The 18,313-nt window shown below is 51.7% G+C and carries 20 protein-coding genes; 8 read left to right on the forward strand and 12 right to left on the reverse strand.

Annotation, left to right across the window (positions count from 1 at the left end):
- Positions 1-194 precede the first annotated feature (194 nt).
- From H6F67_RS07165 to H6F67_RS07205, 9 genes are all read right to left on the reverse strand, one after another.
- Positions 195-1,145 carry a F0F1 ATP synthase subunit gamma gene (locus H6F67_RS07165; RefSeq protein WP_190764723.1) on the reverse strand — a complete coding sequence of 317 codons (951 nt, stop codon included), beginning with the start codon at positions 1,143-1,145 and terminating at the stop codon, positions 195-197.
- 78 nt (positions 1,146-1,223) lie between these two features.
- A complete protein-coding gene (gene atpA / locus H6F67_RS07170) occupies positions 1,224-2,741 on the reverse strand; it encodes a F0F1 ATP synthase subunit alpha (protein ID WP_190764725.1) in 1,518 nt (505 codons plus the stop codon).
- Between the two features lie 36 nt (positions 2,742-2,777).
- On the reverse strand, positions 2,778-3,335 hold the full coding sequence (atpH, locus tag H6F67_RS07175; protein ID WP_190764727.1) for an ATP synthase F1 subunit delta: 558 nt from the start codon (positions 3,333-3,335) through the stop codon (positions 2,778-2,780).
- A 4-nt stretch (positions 3,336-3,339) separates the two neighbouring features.
- Positions 3,340-3,867, reverse strand: a complete 528-nt coding sequence (locus tag H6F67_RS07180; RefSeq protein ID WP_190764729.1) for a F0F1 ATP synthase subunit B — start codon at positions 3,865-3,867, stop codon at positions 3,340-3,342.
- 22 nt (positions 3,868-3,889) lie between these two features.
- The gene (locus tag H6F67_RS07185) at positions 3,890-4,387 is read right to left on the reverse strand and encodes a F0F1 ATP synthase subunit B' (protein ID WP_190764731.1); all 498 of its coding nucleotides are present in this window, start codon (positions 4,385-4,387) and stop codon (positions 3,890-3,892) included.
- A gap of 70 nt (positions 4,388-4,457) precedes the next feature.
- Positions 4,458-4,703 (reverse strand): ATP synthase F0 subunit C, encoded by a 246-nt coding sequence (gene atpE / locus H6F67_RS07190; RefSeq protein ID WP_190764733.1) that lies wholly within the window; start codon positions 4,701-4,703, stop codon positions 4,458-4,460.
- A 116-nt stretch (positions 4,704-4,819) separates the two neighbouring features.
- Positions 4,820-5,572 (reverse strand): F0F1 ATP synthase subunit A, encoded by a 753-nt coding sequence (atpB, locus tag H6F67_RS07195; protein WP_199304269.1) that lies wholly within the window; start codon positions 5,570-5,572, stop codon positions 4,820-4,822.
- 47 nt (positions 5,573-5,619) lie between these two features.
- Entirely contained in the window at positions 5,620-5,976 is a 357-nt protein-coding gene (locus H6F67_RS07200) for an ATP synthase subunit I (RefSeq protein ID WP_190764900.1), read from the reverse strand.
- 331 nt (positions 5,977-6,307) lie between these two features.
- Complete coding sequence (locus tag H6F67_RS07205) at positions 6,308-7,498, reverse strand: bifunctional 2-polyprenyl-6-hydroxyphenol methylase/3-demethylubiquinol 3-O-methyltransferase UbiG (protein WP_190764735.1); 1,191 nt, start codon at positions 7,496-7,498, stop codon at positions 6,308-6,310.
- A 212-nt stretch (positions 7,499-7,710) separates the two neighbouring features.
- Between H6F67_RS07205 and H6F67_RS07210 the strand changes: the two genes are divergently transcribed.
- Entirely contained in the window at positions 7,711-8,217 is a 507-nt protein-coding gene (locus H6F67_RS07210) for a GUN4 domain-containing protein (protein ID WP_190764737.1), read from the forward strand.
- A gap of 34 nt (positions 8,218-8,251) precedes the next feature.
- On the opposite strand, the gene H6F67_RS07215 is transcribed toward H6F67_RS07210, so the two are convergent.
- A complete protein-coding gene (locus H6F67_RS07215; protein WP_190764739.1) occupies positions 8,252-9,535 on the reverse strand; it encodes an MFS transporter in 1,284 nt (427 codons plus the stop codon).
- 418 nt (positions 9,536-9,953) lie between these two features.
- On the opposite strand from H6F67_RS07215, the gene H6F67_RS07220 reads away from it, so the two are divergent.
- From H6F67_RS07220 to H6F67_RS07230, 3 genes are all read left to right on the forward strand, one after another.
- On the forward strand, positions 9,954-10,832 hold the full coding sequence (locus H6F67_RS07220; RefSeq protein ID WP_190764741.1) for a hypothetical protein: 879 nt from the start codon (positions 9,954-9,956) through the stop codon (positions 10,830-10,832).
- Positions 10,833-10,849: 17 nt separating this feature from the next.
- Positions 10,850-12,370, forward strand: coding sequence for an NAD(P)H-hydrate dehydratase (locus H6F67_RS07225; protein WP_190764902.1), 1,521 nt, complete (start codon positions 10,850-10,852; stop codon positions 12,368-12,370).
- 176 nt (positions 12,371-12,546) lie between these two features.
- Positions 12,547-12,840, forward strand: coding sequence for a 4a-hydroxytetrahydrobiopterin dehydratase (locus H6F67_RS07230; RefSeq protein WP_277874566.1), 294 nt, complete (start codon positions 12,547-12,549; stop codon positions 12,838-12,840).
- Positions 12,841-12,863: 23 nt separating this feature from the next.
- On the opposite strand, the gene H6F67_RS07235 is transcribed toward H6F67_RS07230, so the two are convergent.
- Together H6F67_RS07235 and H6F67_RS07240 are read right to left on the reverse strand one after the other, a co-directional pair.
- Positions 12,864-13,058, reverse strand: coding sequence for a hypothetical protein (locus tag H6F67_RS07235; RefSeq protein ID WP_190764745.1), 195 nt, complete (start codon positions 13,056-13,058; stop codon positions 12,864-12,866).
- Positions 13,059-13,511 (reverse strand): DUF29 domain-containing protein, encoded by a 453-nt coding sequence (locus H6F67_RS07240; protein WP_190764747.1) that lies wholly within the window; start codon positions 13,509-13,511, stop codon positions 13,059-13,061. It lies immediately after the preceding gene.
- A gap of 581 nt (positions 13,512-14,092) precedes the next feature.
- Here H6F67_RS07240 and H6F67_RS07245 point away from each other — a divergent pair.
- The 4 genes from H6F67_RS07245 to H6F67_RS07260 all read left to right on the forward strand — a co-directional run bounded on the left by H6F67_RS07245 (position 14,093) and on the right by H6F67_RS07260 (position 18,304).
- Positions 14,093-14,509 (forward strand): XisH family protein, encoded by a 417-nt coding sequence (locus tag H6F67_RS07245; RefSeq protein ID WP_190764749.1) that lies wholly within the window; start codon positions 14,093-14,095, stop codon positions 14,507-14,509.
- Positions 14,497-14,814: a XisI protein gene (locus H6F67_RS07250; RefSeq protein ID WP_190764751.1), complete on the forward strand. Its 318-nt coding sequence runs from the start codon at positions 14,497-14,499 to the stop codon at positions 14,812-14,814. The genes H6F67_RS07245 and H6F67_RS07250 overlap by 13 nt, the downstream gene beginning before the upstream one ends.
- 247 nt (positions 14,815-15,061) lie before the next feature.
- Entirely contained in the window at positions 15,062-15,592 is a 531-nt protein-coding gene (locus H6F67_RS07255; RefSeq protein ID WP_190764753.1) for a hypothetical protein, read from the forward strand.
- A gap of 12 nt (positions 15,593-15,604) precedes the next feature.
- Complete coding sequence (locus H6F67_RS07260) at positions 15,605-18,304, forward strand: DEAD/DEAH box helicase (protein ID WP_242020550.1); 2,700 nt, start codon at positions 15,605-15,607, stop codon at positions 18,302-18,304.
- The last annotated feature ends 9 nt before the right edge of the window (positions 18,305-18,313 follow it).

Consider the following 18,313-nt stretch of genomic DNA (forward strand, 5'->3'; position numbering starts at 1 on the left):
GGGTGAGAGTGCTACCTTTTCACGCGGCGATCGCTCGGCGGTTTAGCGGCGATCGCGGTAGGGATTTCCACACCCTCAAAAAGTTATCACTCACGGTATTCAGGGAGAATTATCGAGCAGCAAAAAGCGCCGAAGGTTTGTCCTCCAGCGCTTTCCTTGAGTGGACGATCGTGCAATGCTCCTACGGTATGGCTCTAGGTCAACGCTTCCGCACCGCCAACCACTTCCAGAATTTCCTGCGTAATCGCCGCCTGACGTGCCTTGTTGTAGGTCAGTGTCAAACTGCCGATCAGATCGCTGGCGTTGTCGCTGGCGTTGTTCATCGCGGTCATTCGGGCAGCCAGTTCACTTGCGGCAGATTCTTGAAGTGCCCGGAGAAGCTGGTTGTTGAGGTAGAGCGGCAGCAGCGCATTAAGAATCTGCACCGGATCTTGCTCGAAGATCATATCGGGCGGCAGGCTGCGCTGCGGTGCGCCTTCAATGCGTTGACGTTCAACCTGGAAATCGCCACCGCGAGTGGTGAGGCGGAAGATTTCATCGTCGGCATCGTCCAGTCCTTCTGGATCGAGCGGCAGCAGCGTTTGGATGACCGGACGCGAACTGACGAGCGAGACGAACTTGGTGTAGATCATCTCGACGCGATCGACCGCTTCACCTAAAAACAAGGAGAGCAGTTCATCGGCAATCTTTGAGGCTTCGGAAGCGGTCGGAATTTGCTCCAATCCAGCAAAAACTTCGGTGATCGGATGATTGCGCCGCTGGAAATACTGGGCGGCTTTGCGTCCAACGATCACCATTTTGTAGTCGGTGCCTTCGGCTTGCAGTTCGCGGATGCGGTTCTCGGCGCGGCGGATGACGTTGGCGTTGTAGCCACCGCACAAACCGCGATCGCCCGATACTACGAGCAATCCAACCGTCTGCACATCGCGCTTCCGCAGGAGAGGCAGATCGGCTTCTTCAAATCGCAGACGAGTTTGCAGACCGTAGAGGACTTGGGCGAGGCGATCGGCAAACGGACGAGTTGCTGTCACCTGCTCTTGAGCGCGACGAACTTTGGCCGCAGCCACCAGCCGCATTGCTTCAGTAATTTTTTTCGTATTCTTGACCGACTGGATGCGATCGCGAATGAATTTGAGGTTTGCCATAGCGAGGAGGGAGAGGGGGAGTACACAGGGGTGGGGAAGTGGGGGAAGCGATCGCCTCACCCCCACTCCGAATTCCGCCTAGATCGATGCCAGGTAGGTCTTCTTGAATTCAGTGATCGCTTCCTTCAAGAGTTTTTCGGCTTCCTCACCCATTTTCTTCTCGTTGCGAATCAGTTCGAGGAACTGCGGCTTGCTGTTCTTCAAATAGTCGCGCAGGCCGCTGGTGTATCCCGACACTTTGTCAGCCGGGATATCATCGAGATAGCCGTTGATGCCGGAGTAGATGATCGCGACCTGTTCGGCCACTGAGAGCGGCGAGTATTGCGGCTGCTTGAGAATTTCCCGCAGACGTTGACCGCGTGCAAGCTGGTTGCGCGTCGCTTGGTCAAGGTCAGAGGCAAACTGCGAGAAGGCTTCGAGTTCTGCGAACTGTGCGAGTTCGAGTTTCACTTTACCTGCGACCTGCTTCATCGCCTTAGTTTGAGCGGCAGAACCTACACGGGACACTGAGATCCCTGCATTCACAGCCGGACGCAAGCCGGAGTTGAACAGGTCGGACGACAAGAAGATTTGTCCGTCCGTAATCGAAATCACGTTCGTCGGAATGTAAGCCGACACGTCGCCCGCTTGGGTTTCGATGATCGGCAGGGCGGTCATGCTGCCTTCGCCCAATTCAGGGCTGAGTTTGGCGGCACGCTCCAGCAAGCGCGAGTGGAGGTAGAACACGTCGCCAGGATAAGCTTCACGACCGGGCGGACGACGCAGCAGCAGGGACATCTGGCGATAGGCTTGTGCTTGCTTCGACAAGTCATCGTAAATGACCAGGGTGTGCTGACCTCGATACATGAAGTATTCGGCCAGGGTTGCACCTGTGTAGGGCGCGAGGTATTGCAGCGTGGCGGGGTCGTTGGCGTTGGCGGCGACGATGATCGTGTAGTCGAGTGCGCCGCGCTCTTGCAGCACGTTGACGACTTGAGCCACTGTCGAGGCTTTCTGCCCGATCGCCACATACACGCAGATCACGTTCTCGCCCTTCTGGTTGAGAATCGTATCGACCGCAACCGAGGTTTTGCCCGTCTGTCTGTCACCGATGATCAGTTCGCGCTGGCCGCGTCCTACCGGGATCATGGCGTCGATCGCCGTAATGCCCGTTTGCAGCGGCTCGTAAACTGATTTGCGCTCGATGATGCCCGGTGCGGGAGATTCGATCAGGCGGGTTTCGGTTGTGTTGATTTCGCCTTTACCGTCGATCGGGCGGGCGAGCGCATCCACGACGCGACCGATCATTGCATCGCCAACGGGAATCGAGGCAATTTTTCCGGTTGAGGTGACGGAGCTACCTTCTTGGATTCCCAAGCCCGCACCCATCAGCACTGCGCCGACGTTATCTTCTTCCAGGTTGAGGGCGATGCCTACTGTGCCATCTTCAAATTCGAGGAGTTCGCCTGCCATCGCTTGCTCAAGGCCGTAGATGCGGGCGATGCCATCACCGACTTGCAGCACGGTTCCGACGTTGGAAACCTTTACGTCTTGGTCGTACTGCTCAATCTGCTGGCGAATAATGCTGCTAATTTCGTCCGGTCGAATCGCTACCATGATTGTTGCTCTATAGAACGGTTAAGGGGTTTTGAGTTAAACGGAACTGGTCAGGCGTAAACCAATCCGTCGCAGTTGTCCGCGCAGACTGGCATCGATCACTTGGGAGCCGACTTTGATGACCACGCCGCCCATCAGGTCAGGGTCGATGCGCGTTTCGAGATCGACTTGCTGAGCATCCACGAGGCGTCGGACGCGATCTTTGACGGCTTCTTTCTGTCCGTCATTCAGTTCAACGGCTGAGGTGACTTCTGCCAGAACGGTTTGCCGCAGTTCGCGCAGGAGAGCTTGGAACTGCTTGAGGATGCCTTCGAGGAACAGGATACGACCGCGATCGACCAGGACGAGCAAAAAGTTCAGCGTGTAGGGGTGAACCTGATCGTTGGCGATCTGTCGCAAAACGCCTTTTTTCGCGTCCGGCTTTACGAGCGGGCTGGAGAGCAGCGTTTTGAAGTCTTCCGATTCGTTCAGCAAGCCCAGCAGGTAGTTCACATCGTCGCCAATGCGATCGACCTGATTGTTCGACTGCGCGATCGACATCAACGCCTGCGCGTAGGGTTCAAAAATTTCAGACTGAGCGAGATTGTCTTTCATCTACCTAACTCCCCATCTGGGCGATCGATCGATCGATAAGCTGCTGCTGCGCGTCGGGGTTGATCGATTGTAGCCTCGATTCCACCTGCTCAAGCGCCAGTTGTGCGACCCGCTGCCGCAGTTCGCTGATCACGCGCTCCTGCTGTGAATTCAAGTCTTGCGCTGCGGTTGCCTTCAGACGCTCGATGTCTTGCTCAGCCTGAGCGAGAATCGCTGCTCTAGCAGACTTGGCGCTTTCCTCGGCACTGGAGCGGATGCGAGCGGCTTCCGTTTGGGCTTGCGCCAGCTTTTGCTGCTGGTCGGCAAGCTGGGCGGCGGCATCTTGCTTGCGCTTTTCGGCATCGCGGATCGCCGATTCGATCGCAGCCCGTCGATCGCCCAGAGTCTTCCTCACAATGCCGCGCCCGAAGTACACCAAAACGCCGACGATGATCGAAATGTTGATTAAATTGGTCTCTAAAATATCGAAGTTGAGGCCGAATCCCGCTTCGTATGCCTCCTCAGCGGCGACCGCTAGCCATACCATTCCCATGATCTTCCTCGCTTGCCTTCTCCTAACCGATCGATACGCCGCCTAATAGCTTGTCGAGAATTTGCTGGCTCAAGGCGGAAACCTGCTGCTCCAGCGTTTGCATCGCTTCTTGCTTTTGGCGATCGAGTTCCTGCTGTGCCTGTTCGCGCTGAGCCTGAGCTTCCTGCTGCGCTTCGGCAATTTTTTGAGCGGCGATCTTTTGCGCGTCGGCTTGGGCGGCAGTGATTACCGCTTGCGACTGACGGCGCGTTTCTGCCAGTTCTTGTTCGTACTGCTTGGCGAGGCTTTCGGCTTTCGACAAACGTTCACGAGCGTCCGTGAGATTCGTGCGGACGTAGGTGTCGCGCTCATCGATCGCGTTGCCCAGTGGCTTAAACAGCAAAGCGTTCAGGACGGCCACCAGCAAGAGAAACTGCACTGCCATCAGGGGCAGCGTGGCATCCAAATCAAATAGTCCGCCGCCACCTTCTTCGGCAACAGCTTCAGCAGCTTCAACTGCCAGCAAGATTGTCCAGTGCATTGTGCTTGTCTCCCGTCACGTTAAATAGAGCGTGGGGACGAAAGTGACTTGCGCCCCCACCTGTGAAGAATTACGAGAACGGGTTGGCAAACAGCAGCACGAGGGCAACGACCAGACCGTAGATCGTCAACGCTTCCATGAACGCCAAGCTCAGCAGCAGCGTTCCGCGAATTTTGCCTTCTGCTTCGGGCTGACGAGCAATCCCTTCCACAGCTTGACCAGCAGCGTTACCTTGACCGATGCCAGGGCCGATCGCCGCCAAGCCGACTGCCAGCGCAGCAGCCACAACAGAAGCAGCAGCAATTAATGGATCCATGATGATTTCCTTACCTTGTGTACAAAATGAACGGAAACAAATCGATTGCGCGAGTGCGCCGAGTTCTTCTGCGTCGATGTCGATCGATCGCGTGAACCGTCTCGTCTACTGGGGAGCTAGTGCGCCCCATGCTCTTCGCCGTGTTCTTCCATCGCTTCCCCGATGTAGGTGGCCGCAAGCGTGGCGAAAATCAGAGCTTGAATTCCACTCAGGAACAAACCCAGCGCCATGACCAGCAGAGGCACGAACAGGGGAACCAGAAGAACCAGCACACCAACCACCAGTTCATCCGCCAAAATGTTGCCGAACAGACGGAAGCTCAGGGAAAGCGGCTTGGTGAAATCTTCAATAATTTTGAACGGCAGCATGAACGGCACAGGCTGCACGTAGTTACCAAAGTAGCCCAGCCCCTTCTTGCTAAAGCCAGCGTAGAAGTAGGCCAGCGAGGTTAATAGTGCTAAGGCGACAGTGGTGTTAATGTCACTCGTCGGAGCGGCGAGTTCTCCGGCAGGCAGCTTGAACAGCCGCCAAGGAACGAGTGCGCCTGACCAGTTCGACAAAAAGATAAACAGAAACAGCGAGCCGATAAACGGAACCCAAGGGCGATATTCTTTTTCGCCGATCGAGTTTTTCGCGAGATCTCTGGTGAAATCAACCGCGTATTCCATCGCGTTTTGAAAGCCTGCCGGAACTCGTTCCACCTTGCGCGTAGCAAGCGTGGCAAACACCAGCAGGATACCGATCACCACCCAGGAGGTGAGAATCGTTTCGCCGTGAATTTTAAAGTTGCCAAGCTGCCAGTAAAAGTGATGACCGACTTCGAGTTCCGCCAGGGGGAAGGCGTTGAAAGAAAAGTTCAACAGTTCCATCGGAAAAAGTTTCCCCAAAATCTTGAATGGTGCTAGGATCACCTGAATCAGTTTGAAGTTGACGCGCTAAGCGTCGTCCGCAGCATGTAGAAGATGAGCGCAGCCTTGTAGGTGAGGAAACCTAAAAAAATTGGCATGATTTGAAGCTGATTCCAGCGAGAAGCCACTAAAATCAAGCCAATCAACAGTGCGAGCCGAGTATTGCTTAATCGATCGCGCTGCCTGCCAAGCTGCTCCACATTTCTTGCCAACATTCTCAAGTAAACCACACCTGTACACGCTCCAATTAGATAATTGAGCGCAATGTTCAGCGAGTAAGTGACCCATACAGAGAAGAAGACAATTCCAGTCAAAACCAGAGTTGTTTTGAATAACTCTTGCTGAAGCTGGTAGTACTCCTGCATGGACGCATTTGGCTCTGGTGGAAGGCCACCAGGTTGCTCCGACTGGGGAGCATCAAGAGGTTGTTCTGGCGAGTTCACGAGTTAGAACCTTGTACCAGAGTGGTTGGCAAGGGGCTACGGCTAACCCCAAAAAAATCATACCACTCGAAGGTAACAATACTTAATTGAGAAATTTTTCGGGGATCATTTGGGGGATCAACAGCCTGCCCTCATCCCCCAACCCCTTCTCCCCAGGGAGAAGGGGAGCCGAACCGGGATCGGAAGTCCCTCTCCCCTAGGGAGAGGGATTTAGGGTGAGGGCGAGAGCCAGCGGAAAAGCCGATCGCCCCCATCACCGAGCCGTAAGCAAAATTAGCTGCTGTTGCTGGAGCGATCGCACTCCGTCCAATCCCAACGGCACATCCTTCAAAATCTCCTCCACCGTCCGATTCTCATTGCCATCGCTAGCTTTGAGAAATTGCCACTCCACTTCGCTCAAATTGACGATCTGATAGTCGTAGTTAAATAGACAGCGACTATCCCAACCGTCCATGCACGGCGATCGATCGGGGATCGCTTGCAGCAAATCCTGATCGTTTGACCAATCGGTGCGATCGAACGGTGGACGAGCGAGGAAAAATTCGTAGTGGGCGATCGTTTCCGGGTCGAGCAGTTCGATCAGTCGATAGCGCTGGCGATCGCTCAGATTTTGGACGCGATCGATTAGATCGGGTGCTTTTCCCAGAAGGCGATTGAGATCCCACACACGCGGATTTGAGAAGCCGACGAATTCTAAGCTGGATGCATCGATTAGCTCAAATAGCGTGTCGATGTTGTAGTCAATCTCTTGCGGATGGACATACATATCGGCAAAGCATTCGTCGCGCTGATTTTCTATTGACCAGCGTTCCTGTTCGCGCTGTACCAGTCGATTTTTCTCAGGCAGACTGGCGAAGATTTGCCGTCCAACCTGGACGCCGTCCTTGTAGTCGCCGCGCTGGTCGCCTTGCAGGAGAGCGATCGCCTGCTGCATCAACTTGATTTCATGCCGTCCCAATTCGCCATAGACAAAGATGTGCATCAAGCCGCCCGGAGCAAGCTTCTTGGCAAGTGACTGGATGCCGCGAATCGGATCGGGGAGGTGATGCAGTACGCCGACGCAGTTAATCAGGTCAAATTCGCCTTCTAGCTGATCGGCATCGTAGAGCGACAAGTGGTGAAATTTGACGCGGTTTGCGCCCGATCGCTGGCAGCGTTCTTGAGCAACGGCTAAGGCTCCGCTGCTCAGATCGATCGCCGTAATGTCAGCTTGCGGATTGAGATGGACGAGATATTCGGTTCCCACTCCCGTACCGCAGCCAGCATCGAGAATGCGGATATTCGAGCGATCGGGCTTGCGTCCCGTACAGAAGCTATGAGCGGCGAGCCAGTTCCAGCGCCAGTTGTAGCCCGGAGGTGGTTCGTCTAGCAGCGGTTCGGGTGGAAAGGGATAGGTGTCGTAAAGTTTGGCGACGGCAGCGCTAACGGTTTGGGGATCAGACATGAGTGCGGACAATGGCAGCGATCTAGAGTCTAGCGAAAGTAGTGTTACGATCGCGGCTATTCAGGGAAATCTAAAGAAAATCTAAATGCGGGTGCGCCTACCACCAAGACGCAGAGAACTCGATTGCACATTGCAACCCGCAACTCTCGCTCATTCTTCAACCAATTGTTTTGCTGTTCAACCCAAACCTTTCATTTCGCCTGAGTTTGCACATGCAGTCATTTCGCGTTGTCGGTTCCTTGTCGTCCCATCCAGTTCCAATCGCTGCTTATCCAATTCAAAATGAAAAATTCACCAAACTTGAGCAGCTTTTAGCGACGAAAGAGTGGCAAACTGCGAACCAAGAAACCTTTGCAATTCTGTCTAGCATCTGTGGGTTGACCAGCGATCGCACCATCAAGATTGGCAATCTTTCCTGCTACGATCTGCATCTGCTTGACTCGCTGTGGCTGAAATATAGTCGGGGTCGCTTTGGCTTTAGCGTGCAGCAGCGCATTTGGCGGCAGATGTGTCAGGACGCGATCGAAATTCAAAACACGCAAGACTCGCGGTGGATACAGTTTTGCGATCGAATAGGCTGGAATGCGCCGACAAACAAGCTCAGCGCTCCAACCGGATATTTTCCGATTTGGGTAGAGGCCAGTCACACACAGCTAACCGCTCATCCCGCTGTTTTTACGCGACTCTACAGCAGGCTCGAAGTGTGTCGATTGCGCTAACTCGCCTAAGCCGCGATCGCTCTGAGGTAAGCTGCTACAGCACCTTTTGATCGATGGCCGCTCGATGCTCAACAGGTAAAATTCCGGCTCGCTCGTAGATCGGCTTCACCATGCGACGCAGGGAAGGGAGATGACGCGAAAATGCGATCGCTGCGGCAACGCAGACGCAACCGCCGATCAGCATCGTGTTGGCAACTCCAATGCGGCTGGCTAAACTGCCTGCAAGCAAATTGCCAAAGGGAACCATCCCTAAAAACGACATCGTAAACAAGCTGAGGACGCGCCCCCGCTTATCATCTTCGACGATCGCCTGCAAGACCGTATTGCTCGCCGCGATGATCAAGATCGATCCCAGCCCGATCGCTAGCGCAAACAGCAGTGAGAGCCACAAATTGCGCGACTGCGAAAAGGCAATCAGTCCGATTCCGCTGATGGCAGGAGCAGCAGCAATCACTTTCCCCAGTCCAACAACGGTTTTGCGACTGCTCAGATAGATGCCGCCCACCAGTGCGCCGATTCCCGAAGCCGACATCAGCCAGCCCAAAGTGTGTGCGTCGCCGTGCAGAATTTGCGTTGCATAAATGGGAACAAGCGTCGTATATGACATGGCAAAGACACTAAAGGTTGCCAGCAGCAGCAACACATCGCGAATCGGCGGAAAGCCAAACGCATAGGCGAAGCCTTCACGAATCCGCTGGAGCGGAGTGGCACCGTCGGCCTGCAAGAGGGGACGCGATCGCAACCGCATCGCCAGCAGTGCCGCGATCACGGCGATGTAGCTAACGCCATCGAGCAAAAAGCAGTAGCCCGTGCCGATGCGAGCAATAATTACGCCTGCGATCGCTGGCCCGACCAGTCGCGCTCCGTTCACCAAAGAGGAATTGAGGGCGATCGCGCTGGCGAGATCTTCACGGCGATCGACAATATCCTTAACTAACGTTTGACGAGCAGGCGCATCAAAGGCGTTGATCAAGCCTTGAAACAAACTCAGCGCGAGAATTTGCCAGATTTGAATGATGCCCGTTAAGGTTAAGGCGGCCAAGGCAAGCGACTGAATCATCGCCAACACCTGCGTCACCACCAAAATTCGATGCGGATTGCGGCGATCGACCAGAACCCCGCCGAATGGTGCCAGCACAAAACTGGGAATTTGCCCGACAAAGCCGACCACGCCCAGCATGAGCGCGGAATTTGTTAGCTGATAGACCAGCCAAACCGTCGCGATCTGCGTCATCCAGGTGCCAATCAGCGACAGTCCCTGTCCGCCAAAAAACAATCGGTAGTTGCGCGATCGCAGGGCAGGAAAACTCAATGTCATGAATCGATTTTTTGCAATGCTTTCCGATTTTGCCGCGAAGCAGACCACTGTGCCTCTGTCTGAGTGCTTGTCAGCCTGTTTACGATTCTGGGCAATACAGGATGTCTCTAATTCATACAGGGATAACCCAGGAGCCGTGAAATCAATTTCCGGCTCAAAGCGCAAACCCATTCAAATGGGTTAGTAAGGAGTTTAAGTCTGTTTCAACTGACTTGAGCTTTCAGCCAGGAAATTCATTTCCTGGTACATGTGCGTAAGTCCCAATTTCGCGCAAGTCCTATTTATAGTGTTGGGCTGCGATCGAGACGCCATTGCAGCACACAAATTTTTCCAGTTGACGCATCTTTCGATCGCAACCTACCGTGCTAAACTTAACCGCAAAAATTGGTGGGTTCAATTGCGACCAAGTGAGCGAGTCATGGAGTTATCGATCGCTTCATCCGGGTGCTGGCGGCGACGGGTTGCCGCACGGCTGCTGATTGCCGCAGTGCTGCTGGGTGGCACAGCCGCACCACTGCGAGCGCAAAACATTGTCGATGGTTTGCCGCCGCCACCCAATCTGCCGACCATTCAGCCTGCACTGCCGCCGGAATTTACGGCTCCGGTTTCTCCTGTTCCCGCTGTCACACCTGCCGATCGCCCCGTCGAAGGAATTCCCTTACAGCCAGAAGCCGATCGGCCATCGTCTGCCTATATGGTGTATGTGGAGGGCGACAGTCCTTTGCTGCTGGCGCAGGTGCGGCGAGTCGAGTCGAGCGCGTTTGTGGACGATCGCGATGGCGAGCAGGTGATTCAGGCCGGAGTATTTGGCGAGGAAAACCGCGCTCAGCAGCAAATTCTCGCTTTGCAGCAGCAGGGCATTGAAGCGCAGATGCGTCGGATCACGCGATCGGCTCCGCCAACAATCGATCGTGGCGTCTCGGAACAGTATCGCCCAGAGGCAGTAGCAACCAACGGCCTGCCGCCGGATTTGCTGCCGGAAGTGGTGGTTCCCCAGCAGGTCGAGTTTGGTCAGCCGCTCGCTCCGATCGCGCCTGCCAGTAGTGCAGTCGCAGTCCGCAGCAGTTCCTACTATGTCGTGGTTCCCGGACGGCGATCGAACCTACCGGACATTGCCAACTTGGTGACGCTGCTGGGCGGTGGGCTGAACGTCAGCGAAGAGGAAGTGCAAGAACTCGGATCGCCACGTGGCCCGCACGTGTTGGTGGGGCCGTTTGTCGATCGCCGCACAGCATCGCGCTGGAATCGCTATTTTCGCGATTTCGGCTTGGATGCTCGCGTTTACTATCGCCGTTGAAGAATTGCCGCGAAATGATGGACATTGAGGCGATCGCCGTCACTGCCGCCGAGATGAGCGCGATCGAATCTCGCATTTTTGCCGCTGGAATGCCAGTTGCCGCGCTGATGGAAAAGGCCGGAATTTTGCTGGCAAACCGAATGCAGCAGCTTCATTGCCATCGTCGCGTTGGCGTGCTGGTCGGAACTGGACACAATGGCGGCGATGCCCTAGTGGTCGCTCGCGAGCTGCATTTTCGGGGCTATCAGGTACTGCTGCATCAGCCGATCGATCGCGCCAAAGAACTCACGGCAGCACACGCCCGCTACGCGGCCAGCCTTGGCATTCCGCAAGTTGAACTGGCTGATCTGCTCAACTGCGATTGGATCATCGACGGACTGTTTGGCTTTGGGCTGACCCGATCGATCGAAGGCAATCTAGCCGAACTGATCGCGCAAATCAATTCCAGCGGCAAAGCGATCGTCAGCATCGATCTTCCCTCTGGCCTGCACACCGACACAGGTGAAGTGATGGGCACGGCAATTCGCGCTACGCACAGCTTATGTTTGGGCTTGTGGAAGCGAGCTTATCTGCACGATCGCACCTTGCCCTACACAGGTCAAGCAGAGCGAATCGACTTTGGCATTTCGATCGCAGAGATTCAAGCTGTACTCGGCACATTGCCCCAACTCCAGCGAGTTACGCCTACGATCGCCCTTGTTCCGCTTGGAGCTGCGCGATCGCCTCTTTCCCACAAATATCGGCAGGGACACTTGCTCTTGGTCTGCGGGTCGCGGCAATATGGCGGGGCAGCAATTCTGGCAGGACTGGCAGCGAGCGCCAGTGGCGTAGGAATGTTATCGATCGCCGTGCCCAACACGCTTAAGCCAATCCTCACCGCTCGGCTGCCCGAAGCGCTGATCGTCGGCTGTGCAGAAACCGAATCAGGTGCGATCGCTCAACTCCCGATCGACCTGAGCAAATACAACGCGATCGCCTGTGGCCCCGGTCTCACCTCGGACGCAACGGCGATCGTCGAGCAAATTGTGCAGAGCGATCGCCCACTCGTTCTGGATGCAGACGGACTCAACATCATTGCGGAACGGCTGGATCTGCTGCGCGATCGCTCTGCTTCAACGCTGCTGACGCCACATCCCGGCGAATTCAAGCGGCTCTTTCCCACAATTGCCGTTGACGATCGCCTGATGGCCGTTTGGCAGGCCGCGCAGCAGTGTGGCGCAACCGTGCTGCTTAAGGGCGCAAGAGTCGCGATCGCTCATCAAGATCAAATGTGGGTCAATCCTGCTAGCACTCCAGCTTTAGCACGGGGCGGCAGCGGTGATGTGCTGACCGGATTGGCAGGCGGACTGCTGGCCGAAGCGGTTGCTGCGAATCAACCCAATCCGATCGCTCAAATTGCCGTCAGTGCGACTTGGTGGCACGCGCAGGCCGCGATCGCTACTGCACAGGAACGGAGCGATCGCGGCGTTGATCCGGTGACGCTGTCGCAAGCTTTAATTCCAACGCTGCGCCGCTGGCTAAGCACCGATCCAGCCTGAACGTTTGGTAGACACGACACATCGATCGCCCTGATACACACTTACAACTGAAGATCTGACGGGCACAATGGAGAACCAGGATGATTTGGCAAAGTGCAACATCAAGTTTGCTGGCAATCGCAACGACATTCATTTTGAGCAGCAATACTTGGGCTACAGAAGCACCACTTCATCGTTTGACTCAAACAGAAGTGACCGAGCAGATGCAGCAATTGCCTGGATGGACAACCGACGGACAACGAATTTATTGCACCTACGAGTTTGAAAATTTTGTTGAGGCGATCGCGTTTGTCGATCGCTTAGTTGCACCCGCCGAGTTAGCAGGTCACCATCCCGACATCGCGATCGCTTACAACAAAGTAACTGTCAGCTTAACTACCCACGATGTCGGAGGATTGACTGAGCAAGACTTTACACTCGCTCGACAAATCGATCGCCTCGCGGATGAGGAATGTCAAGCTGCTTGCTAACGGACTTGCTTAGCGAATCGATTCTATCCTTCGAGATCATCGAGTCGATGGCGATCGATCGTCTTTTGCTGATTTTCATCCGCCAGCCAAAACTCGATCGCCTCATTCACAACCGCATTCACTGACGAATCTCGAATCGCCGCAACGCTTTGGATGAGTCTATAAACCTCATCCGGCACATAGACCCGAAATTCTCGCTGATCTTTTCGTTTTGCCATCTATCGATCGCCCGACGGCAAAAACTGATCATCGAGAATTTGGGCGATCGAACAACCACATTCTGCGGGAAAAGTTTCGATCGCCAGTTCAGTTTCGTTACTCGCCGCTTTTCGTCCACGCTGATAGCATTCGGCCAGCAGTTCCGCCAGATTTGGCCGTAAACTCGGACTTTCTTGCAGCAAATCAGCAATGCGGTTGCGCTGCTCGTCGATCGTGTTTCGCCAAGATCCGCTACGTCGATTCGGCTGATATTGCCACTTGAGCAAATGCTGTAACAGTACTTCCAGGCGGCTTTTTAGCTCGCGCCGTTCCGATCGCCCCAAGCTTTCAATCTCCTCCGCGATCGCTTCCCAATCCAATCGATCGAACTGTTGCGACCGGATTTGCTGAGCGGTCTGCTCCGCCCAGGCAACAAAATCGGTTTCGTACAGTCGGGCTGTAAGTTTAGCCATTGTTTTTAAGCGTTGTCGCCAAACTTAAACGATTCATCCAGTCTAGGATCTAATCTTTTGTTTCAATCTCATCGAGGTTATGTCGATCGATCAGCCGTTGAATCTCATCTTGAGACAGATATAACTCCATCGATTCATTGAATAGCTCAGAAATGCTGATGTTTTTCAGGGCGGCAAGCGTCCGAATCAGTGCGGCTGTCCCCTCATCGCAGAACACTCTGAACTCTGGTTTTCGCTTTGCAGCCACAGCATCACAACGCTAGGAAGAATAAGCTTCATTGTCCTACACCGAATTTTAGCAACGTGGCGTAGTGGTATTGTGGCATTGTGGCAAATAGGATATGATTAGCGAAAGCTTATGGAGACAATATCGATGGTGATACTTTCAGATGACGAGGTTGCCCTGATCAAGTCAATCCTCGTTGCACTCAGGGGCATTAAGGTAGGCGAAATCGATCGAGCTTTGATGATTCTGTCGAAAAAGGACAAGCGCGATCGCTCTGGTTCCGAAAAATAAAAAGCAATCGAAATTGTTGATAAGGGGCTGAGCAAAATCCACTCATTTAGTAGAATCGATCGCAATGGCAAAAGACATTTTTCACGATGCAGTAAAAACTGCTTTGCAAAAGGATGGTTGGAAAATCACCCACGATCCTTATCGCCTGCGCTATGGCATTGCCGACGTTTATATTGATCTCGCTGCCGAAGAAGCGATCGCTGCCGAAAAAGAAGGACGTAAAATTGCCGTAGAGATCAAAAGCTTTGCAAGCGGTTCAACCATTTCTGAGTTTCATACTGCCCTCGGCCAGTTCCTGAACTACCGCATCGCTCTAGAATCTTCAGAGGAGCCAAACCGCATTCTCTATCTAGCAGTGCCCAGCGATGTTTATCAAACTTTTCTTCGCTTTGAGCCAGCGAAAACTGTAATCGATCGATACGACGTTTACCTAATAGTTTACAACCCAATTCAAGAGAGCATCGAACAATGGATCGAGTAGATGAATACCGCCAAATTGTGCGCGAATTTCTTCAAAACTTCGCCGCTGACGATCCCGAAGCCCAACTGATTTTTGATACTGAGCGCGATCGCTATCTGGTCATGCATATAGGTTGGCGAGGCGACTATCGCATCTACGGTTGTGCAATGCAGCTAGATATTATCGATGGCAAAGTTTGGCTTCAGCACAATAGCACTGAAATTGTTATCGACCGAGAACTAATTCAGCGTGGCATTTCCCGCAAAGATATAATCTTGGGATTTCGATCGCCCAGCATTCGAGAACGTCTTGCAGCGACTCTATGAGGTTGTGAAATTTTGGACGTAATTAATCGCATGAGCGATCGCTTCTTGTCGTAGGGAGAAGGAGCGATCGCCTTTCAGTCCAGTCGATCGCGATCGCGATTAGATTTACTCATTCCTGCTTCTCCAAAATCATCGAGTCTGTTGTGAGTACGATCACCTGCTCTGACTCCCCAAAGATAATAGGCGATCGATTAGCATAGAACAGGTCTCTATAGATACTCGTACGCCAGACAATCTCTCGGTGCATATGGAAATCAATACAATTGGATTCCTCAAGATAGAACGTTTTGAGAAGGGAGCCGCTACAAGGGGAGCAATTCTAGTTACTGCTACAGACACGAAGCCTCTAGAGTTTCGCATCACAGAACCTATTCGCCCACAGAGTTTTCAGGCGATCTTATATGGTGAGTTGCTAGATGAGTATGTTGCAGTAGAACTGATTGGACTACCTCTTCTCAATGTGTTAGAGAGTAAACCTGATTTGGTTTTAGTGTGCGATGACTTGCTGCTGGGTATAAGCAGCAAACAGCAAGTTCCGGTAGTCCGGATAGCGAGAGCAGGTGAAACCTTGGGAAAAAAGGAAGCTGAGATTCAGCAACTAATCTCGCCAAATTCAAATTATCCATCAGCACAGCTCTACATTCCTGAAAAATATACGGAAAATCGCAAAACAATTGCTGAACAGCTACAAGTGATCTTTTCACTGAAAAACCTTGTAGAACCATTCGAGCGTCTTGAAAAGGCTTGTACTGATGTGCATCGTACTGAACGCAGGTAATAAACAGTGTTTATGAATCCAATCCGCTGGATTGCAAAACAAATTACTCGCAAAGCATCGGGTGTTTGTCAGCCTGAAATTTATCCAGTTTCAGATTGCAAAATTCAGTCACCACTAATTGCTGCAAAGCGTTTTCGGCTGCCTAACGTTTTAGTATCTGCTGACCTTCACTCCGCAGTAGTAGAAAGCAGATCATCAGCTAACCTGCTGCCACAAATACCCAAAATTCATGAAATATCAGAACCATTTAATAAGCTCGACATCTCAGCTTATGCCAGTGTCGAGATTGCGACGCCAGAAATTCTTGAATTAACTGACTGGCTGGCTGAAGCAGCCTGCTCCAGGAATCATGTAGAAACTCTCGCAGTTCCCAATATCTATAGATACAGAAATATTGAGAAGTTTAGAGTAGCAGTACTGACAGATTGGTTCTTCGCTTTAGATATTCCTCAGATATTAGAAGATTTTTTTGCTACTCTCGATAGACCAGAAATCTTAAAGTGTTGTTTTAGTCAAAACGGACAACAAGGGAAGATACAATCAATTCAAGAACCTTTAAGAAAACGGAAGAACATACAGGAAGGAAAGGACAAAGCTCTATTTAAGTCACCGAGCTACTGCGAAATTCTACACCCTATTCTCCTACCACCCTTACATCTAGAAGATTATGATAGCCTAGATTTTTATAGCCCGTTACGTGATTACCAAAAGCAAGGTGTTAAGTTCCTGTTTGATAATCAATCAGCATTGCTAGCGGACGAAATGGGAACTGGGAAAACCGTTCAAGCAGTAAATGCGCTGCGATTACTATTTCGTCAAGCACACATTAGATCGGTTCTGATTGTTTGCCCTCCTGCTGTTATTGGTAGCGTTGATCTAAGTATTGAAACTGGCAACTCTGAAGGATGGAGAGGACATCTCTATCACTGGGCATCAGAGTTGCAAGTTGCTGTTATGCATGGCATGACGAAAGAACAAAGAAGGCTAAACTGGTGTAAACTTTTTCATGTTTATATTACAACCTACGATACTTTGAGAGGCGATCTAACTGAAGGTGTACTCGTGGATCTCCAACAATTTGACTGCGTCATTCTAGATGAAGCCCAAAAAGTTAAGAACAGAAATACAAAGACGGCAAGAGCCATTTATGGCCTTCAGACAAATTATCGTTGGGCTTTAACTGGTACACCAGTTGAGAATCGATTAGATGATGTGAAAGCATTGTTTGATTTTATTCGTCCGGGAACTTTTTTGGGAAGTGCTGAGTATTCGCCCCAGGACGTTTCAAGCACTATCAAGCCGTTTGTGTTGCGTCGCTTGAAGCAGGATGTTTTGCAAGATCTTCCTGATAAGGAGAGGCAGGAGGTCTGGCTTGATTTGGATACCGTCCAGCAAAACGCTTACGATCAAGTATTAGATGCAGGTCGTAGAAAGATTGAAACTTCACTAAATGGAGAACAAGCGTCTCAAACTAAAAGCCATATTTTTGCATTGATAACACAACTGAAGCAAATTTGTAATTTCGCGAAAGAAGAAACAACAAGCCCTAAAGCAAAGGTATTGCTGGAAACATTAGAAACTATTGCAGCCAACCAGAAAAAAGTACTTGTCTTCTCTCAATACCGGACACAAGGAACGGATAAGATCGCCAAGCTACTGACTCAAGCAGGAATCCGTTATGTATTTTATAAAGGATCACAAGAGCAGAAAAACCAAGCTCTAAGTGATTTCAAGAATAAATCAGAAGTTACAGTTTTTCTATCAACAATTCAAACTGCTGGATATGGTATCACTCTAACTGAAGCAACATATGTTATTCATTTTGACCATCCTTGGAATCCAGCTAGGATGCAAAATGCCGAGGATCGCGTGCATCGATTCGGTCAAGAGAAAGGAGTAACAATTTACAGTTTCTGGATGAAAAACACCATTGAGGAACGGATCAAAAAGAAGCTAATTGATAAGCGCATCTTGATTGATAATACAATCAATAGCTTGGCTGTTGGAGTAGATGATGATAAACTGTTGTCCACCGAAGATTGGCTAGATATCTTTGATATTAAGCTTGTCAAGAAGACAGTGAATGGGCAAGCTGATGTTGGAAAGTTAGATCAAAAGATTCAAGCTAGACGGTTAGTGGGGCGATCGAACCTTCAGAACAATCAGAATAAACTCTCTCCACCCAGTGACTCGTCTCGCCTCATGCATGAGGTGGAACAAATTAAGCGGACGTTAGAAACCCTAGCTGATTCATCACAACGCATGATTAATGTCCAAGGAAACCACATTTACATATCTGTAAAGGAACTCACATTAATGTCAGATCAACAACCCGTTTTTAATCAGCAAGGCGCAACTATCGGTGTTAACTACGCCGCTAAAGATAGCAATCCTAAAGTTATTCAGAACGTTCAAAACACTCAAAATTCCTCGGAGACAGCTCTAGCTGCTGTTGTGGAAGTTATTCAGGCGTTGAAGCAGAAAAATACCCTTGTGAAAGATGAGCAACAGGCGCTCAGCATTATTGATGCAGAGTTTAAAGAGATTAGAGCTAAACAGCTTCCTCAGTGGCGGGATTTGATAAATGTTAAACGTCTCTGGAACGGTGGAAAGAAAGCAGCAGTCAAAGTTGCAGAACATTTCACCGAGTCTGATCCTTGGGGTAAAGGTTTTATAGCCTTCCTTGAAGGCGTTAGTGAGGACATAGAGTAAAACCTTTAC

Source organism: Microcoleus sp. FACHB-1515 (assembly GCF_014696105.1).
In the GTDB taxonomy this organism is placed as follows: Bacteria; Cyanobacteriota; Cyanobacteriia; order Elainellales; family Elainellaceae; genus JAAUTJ01.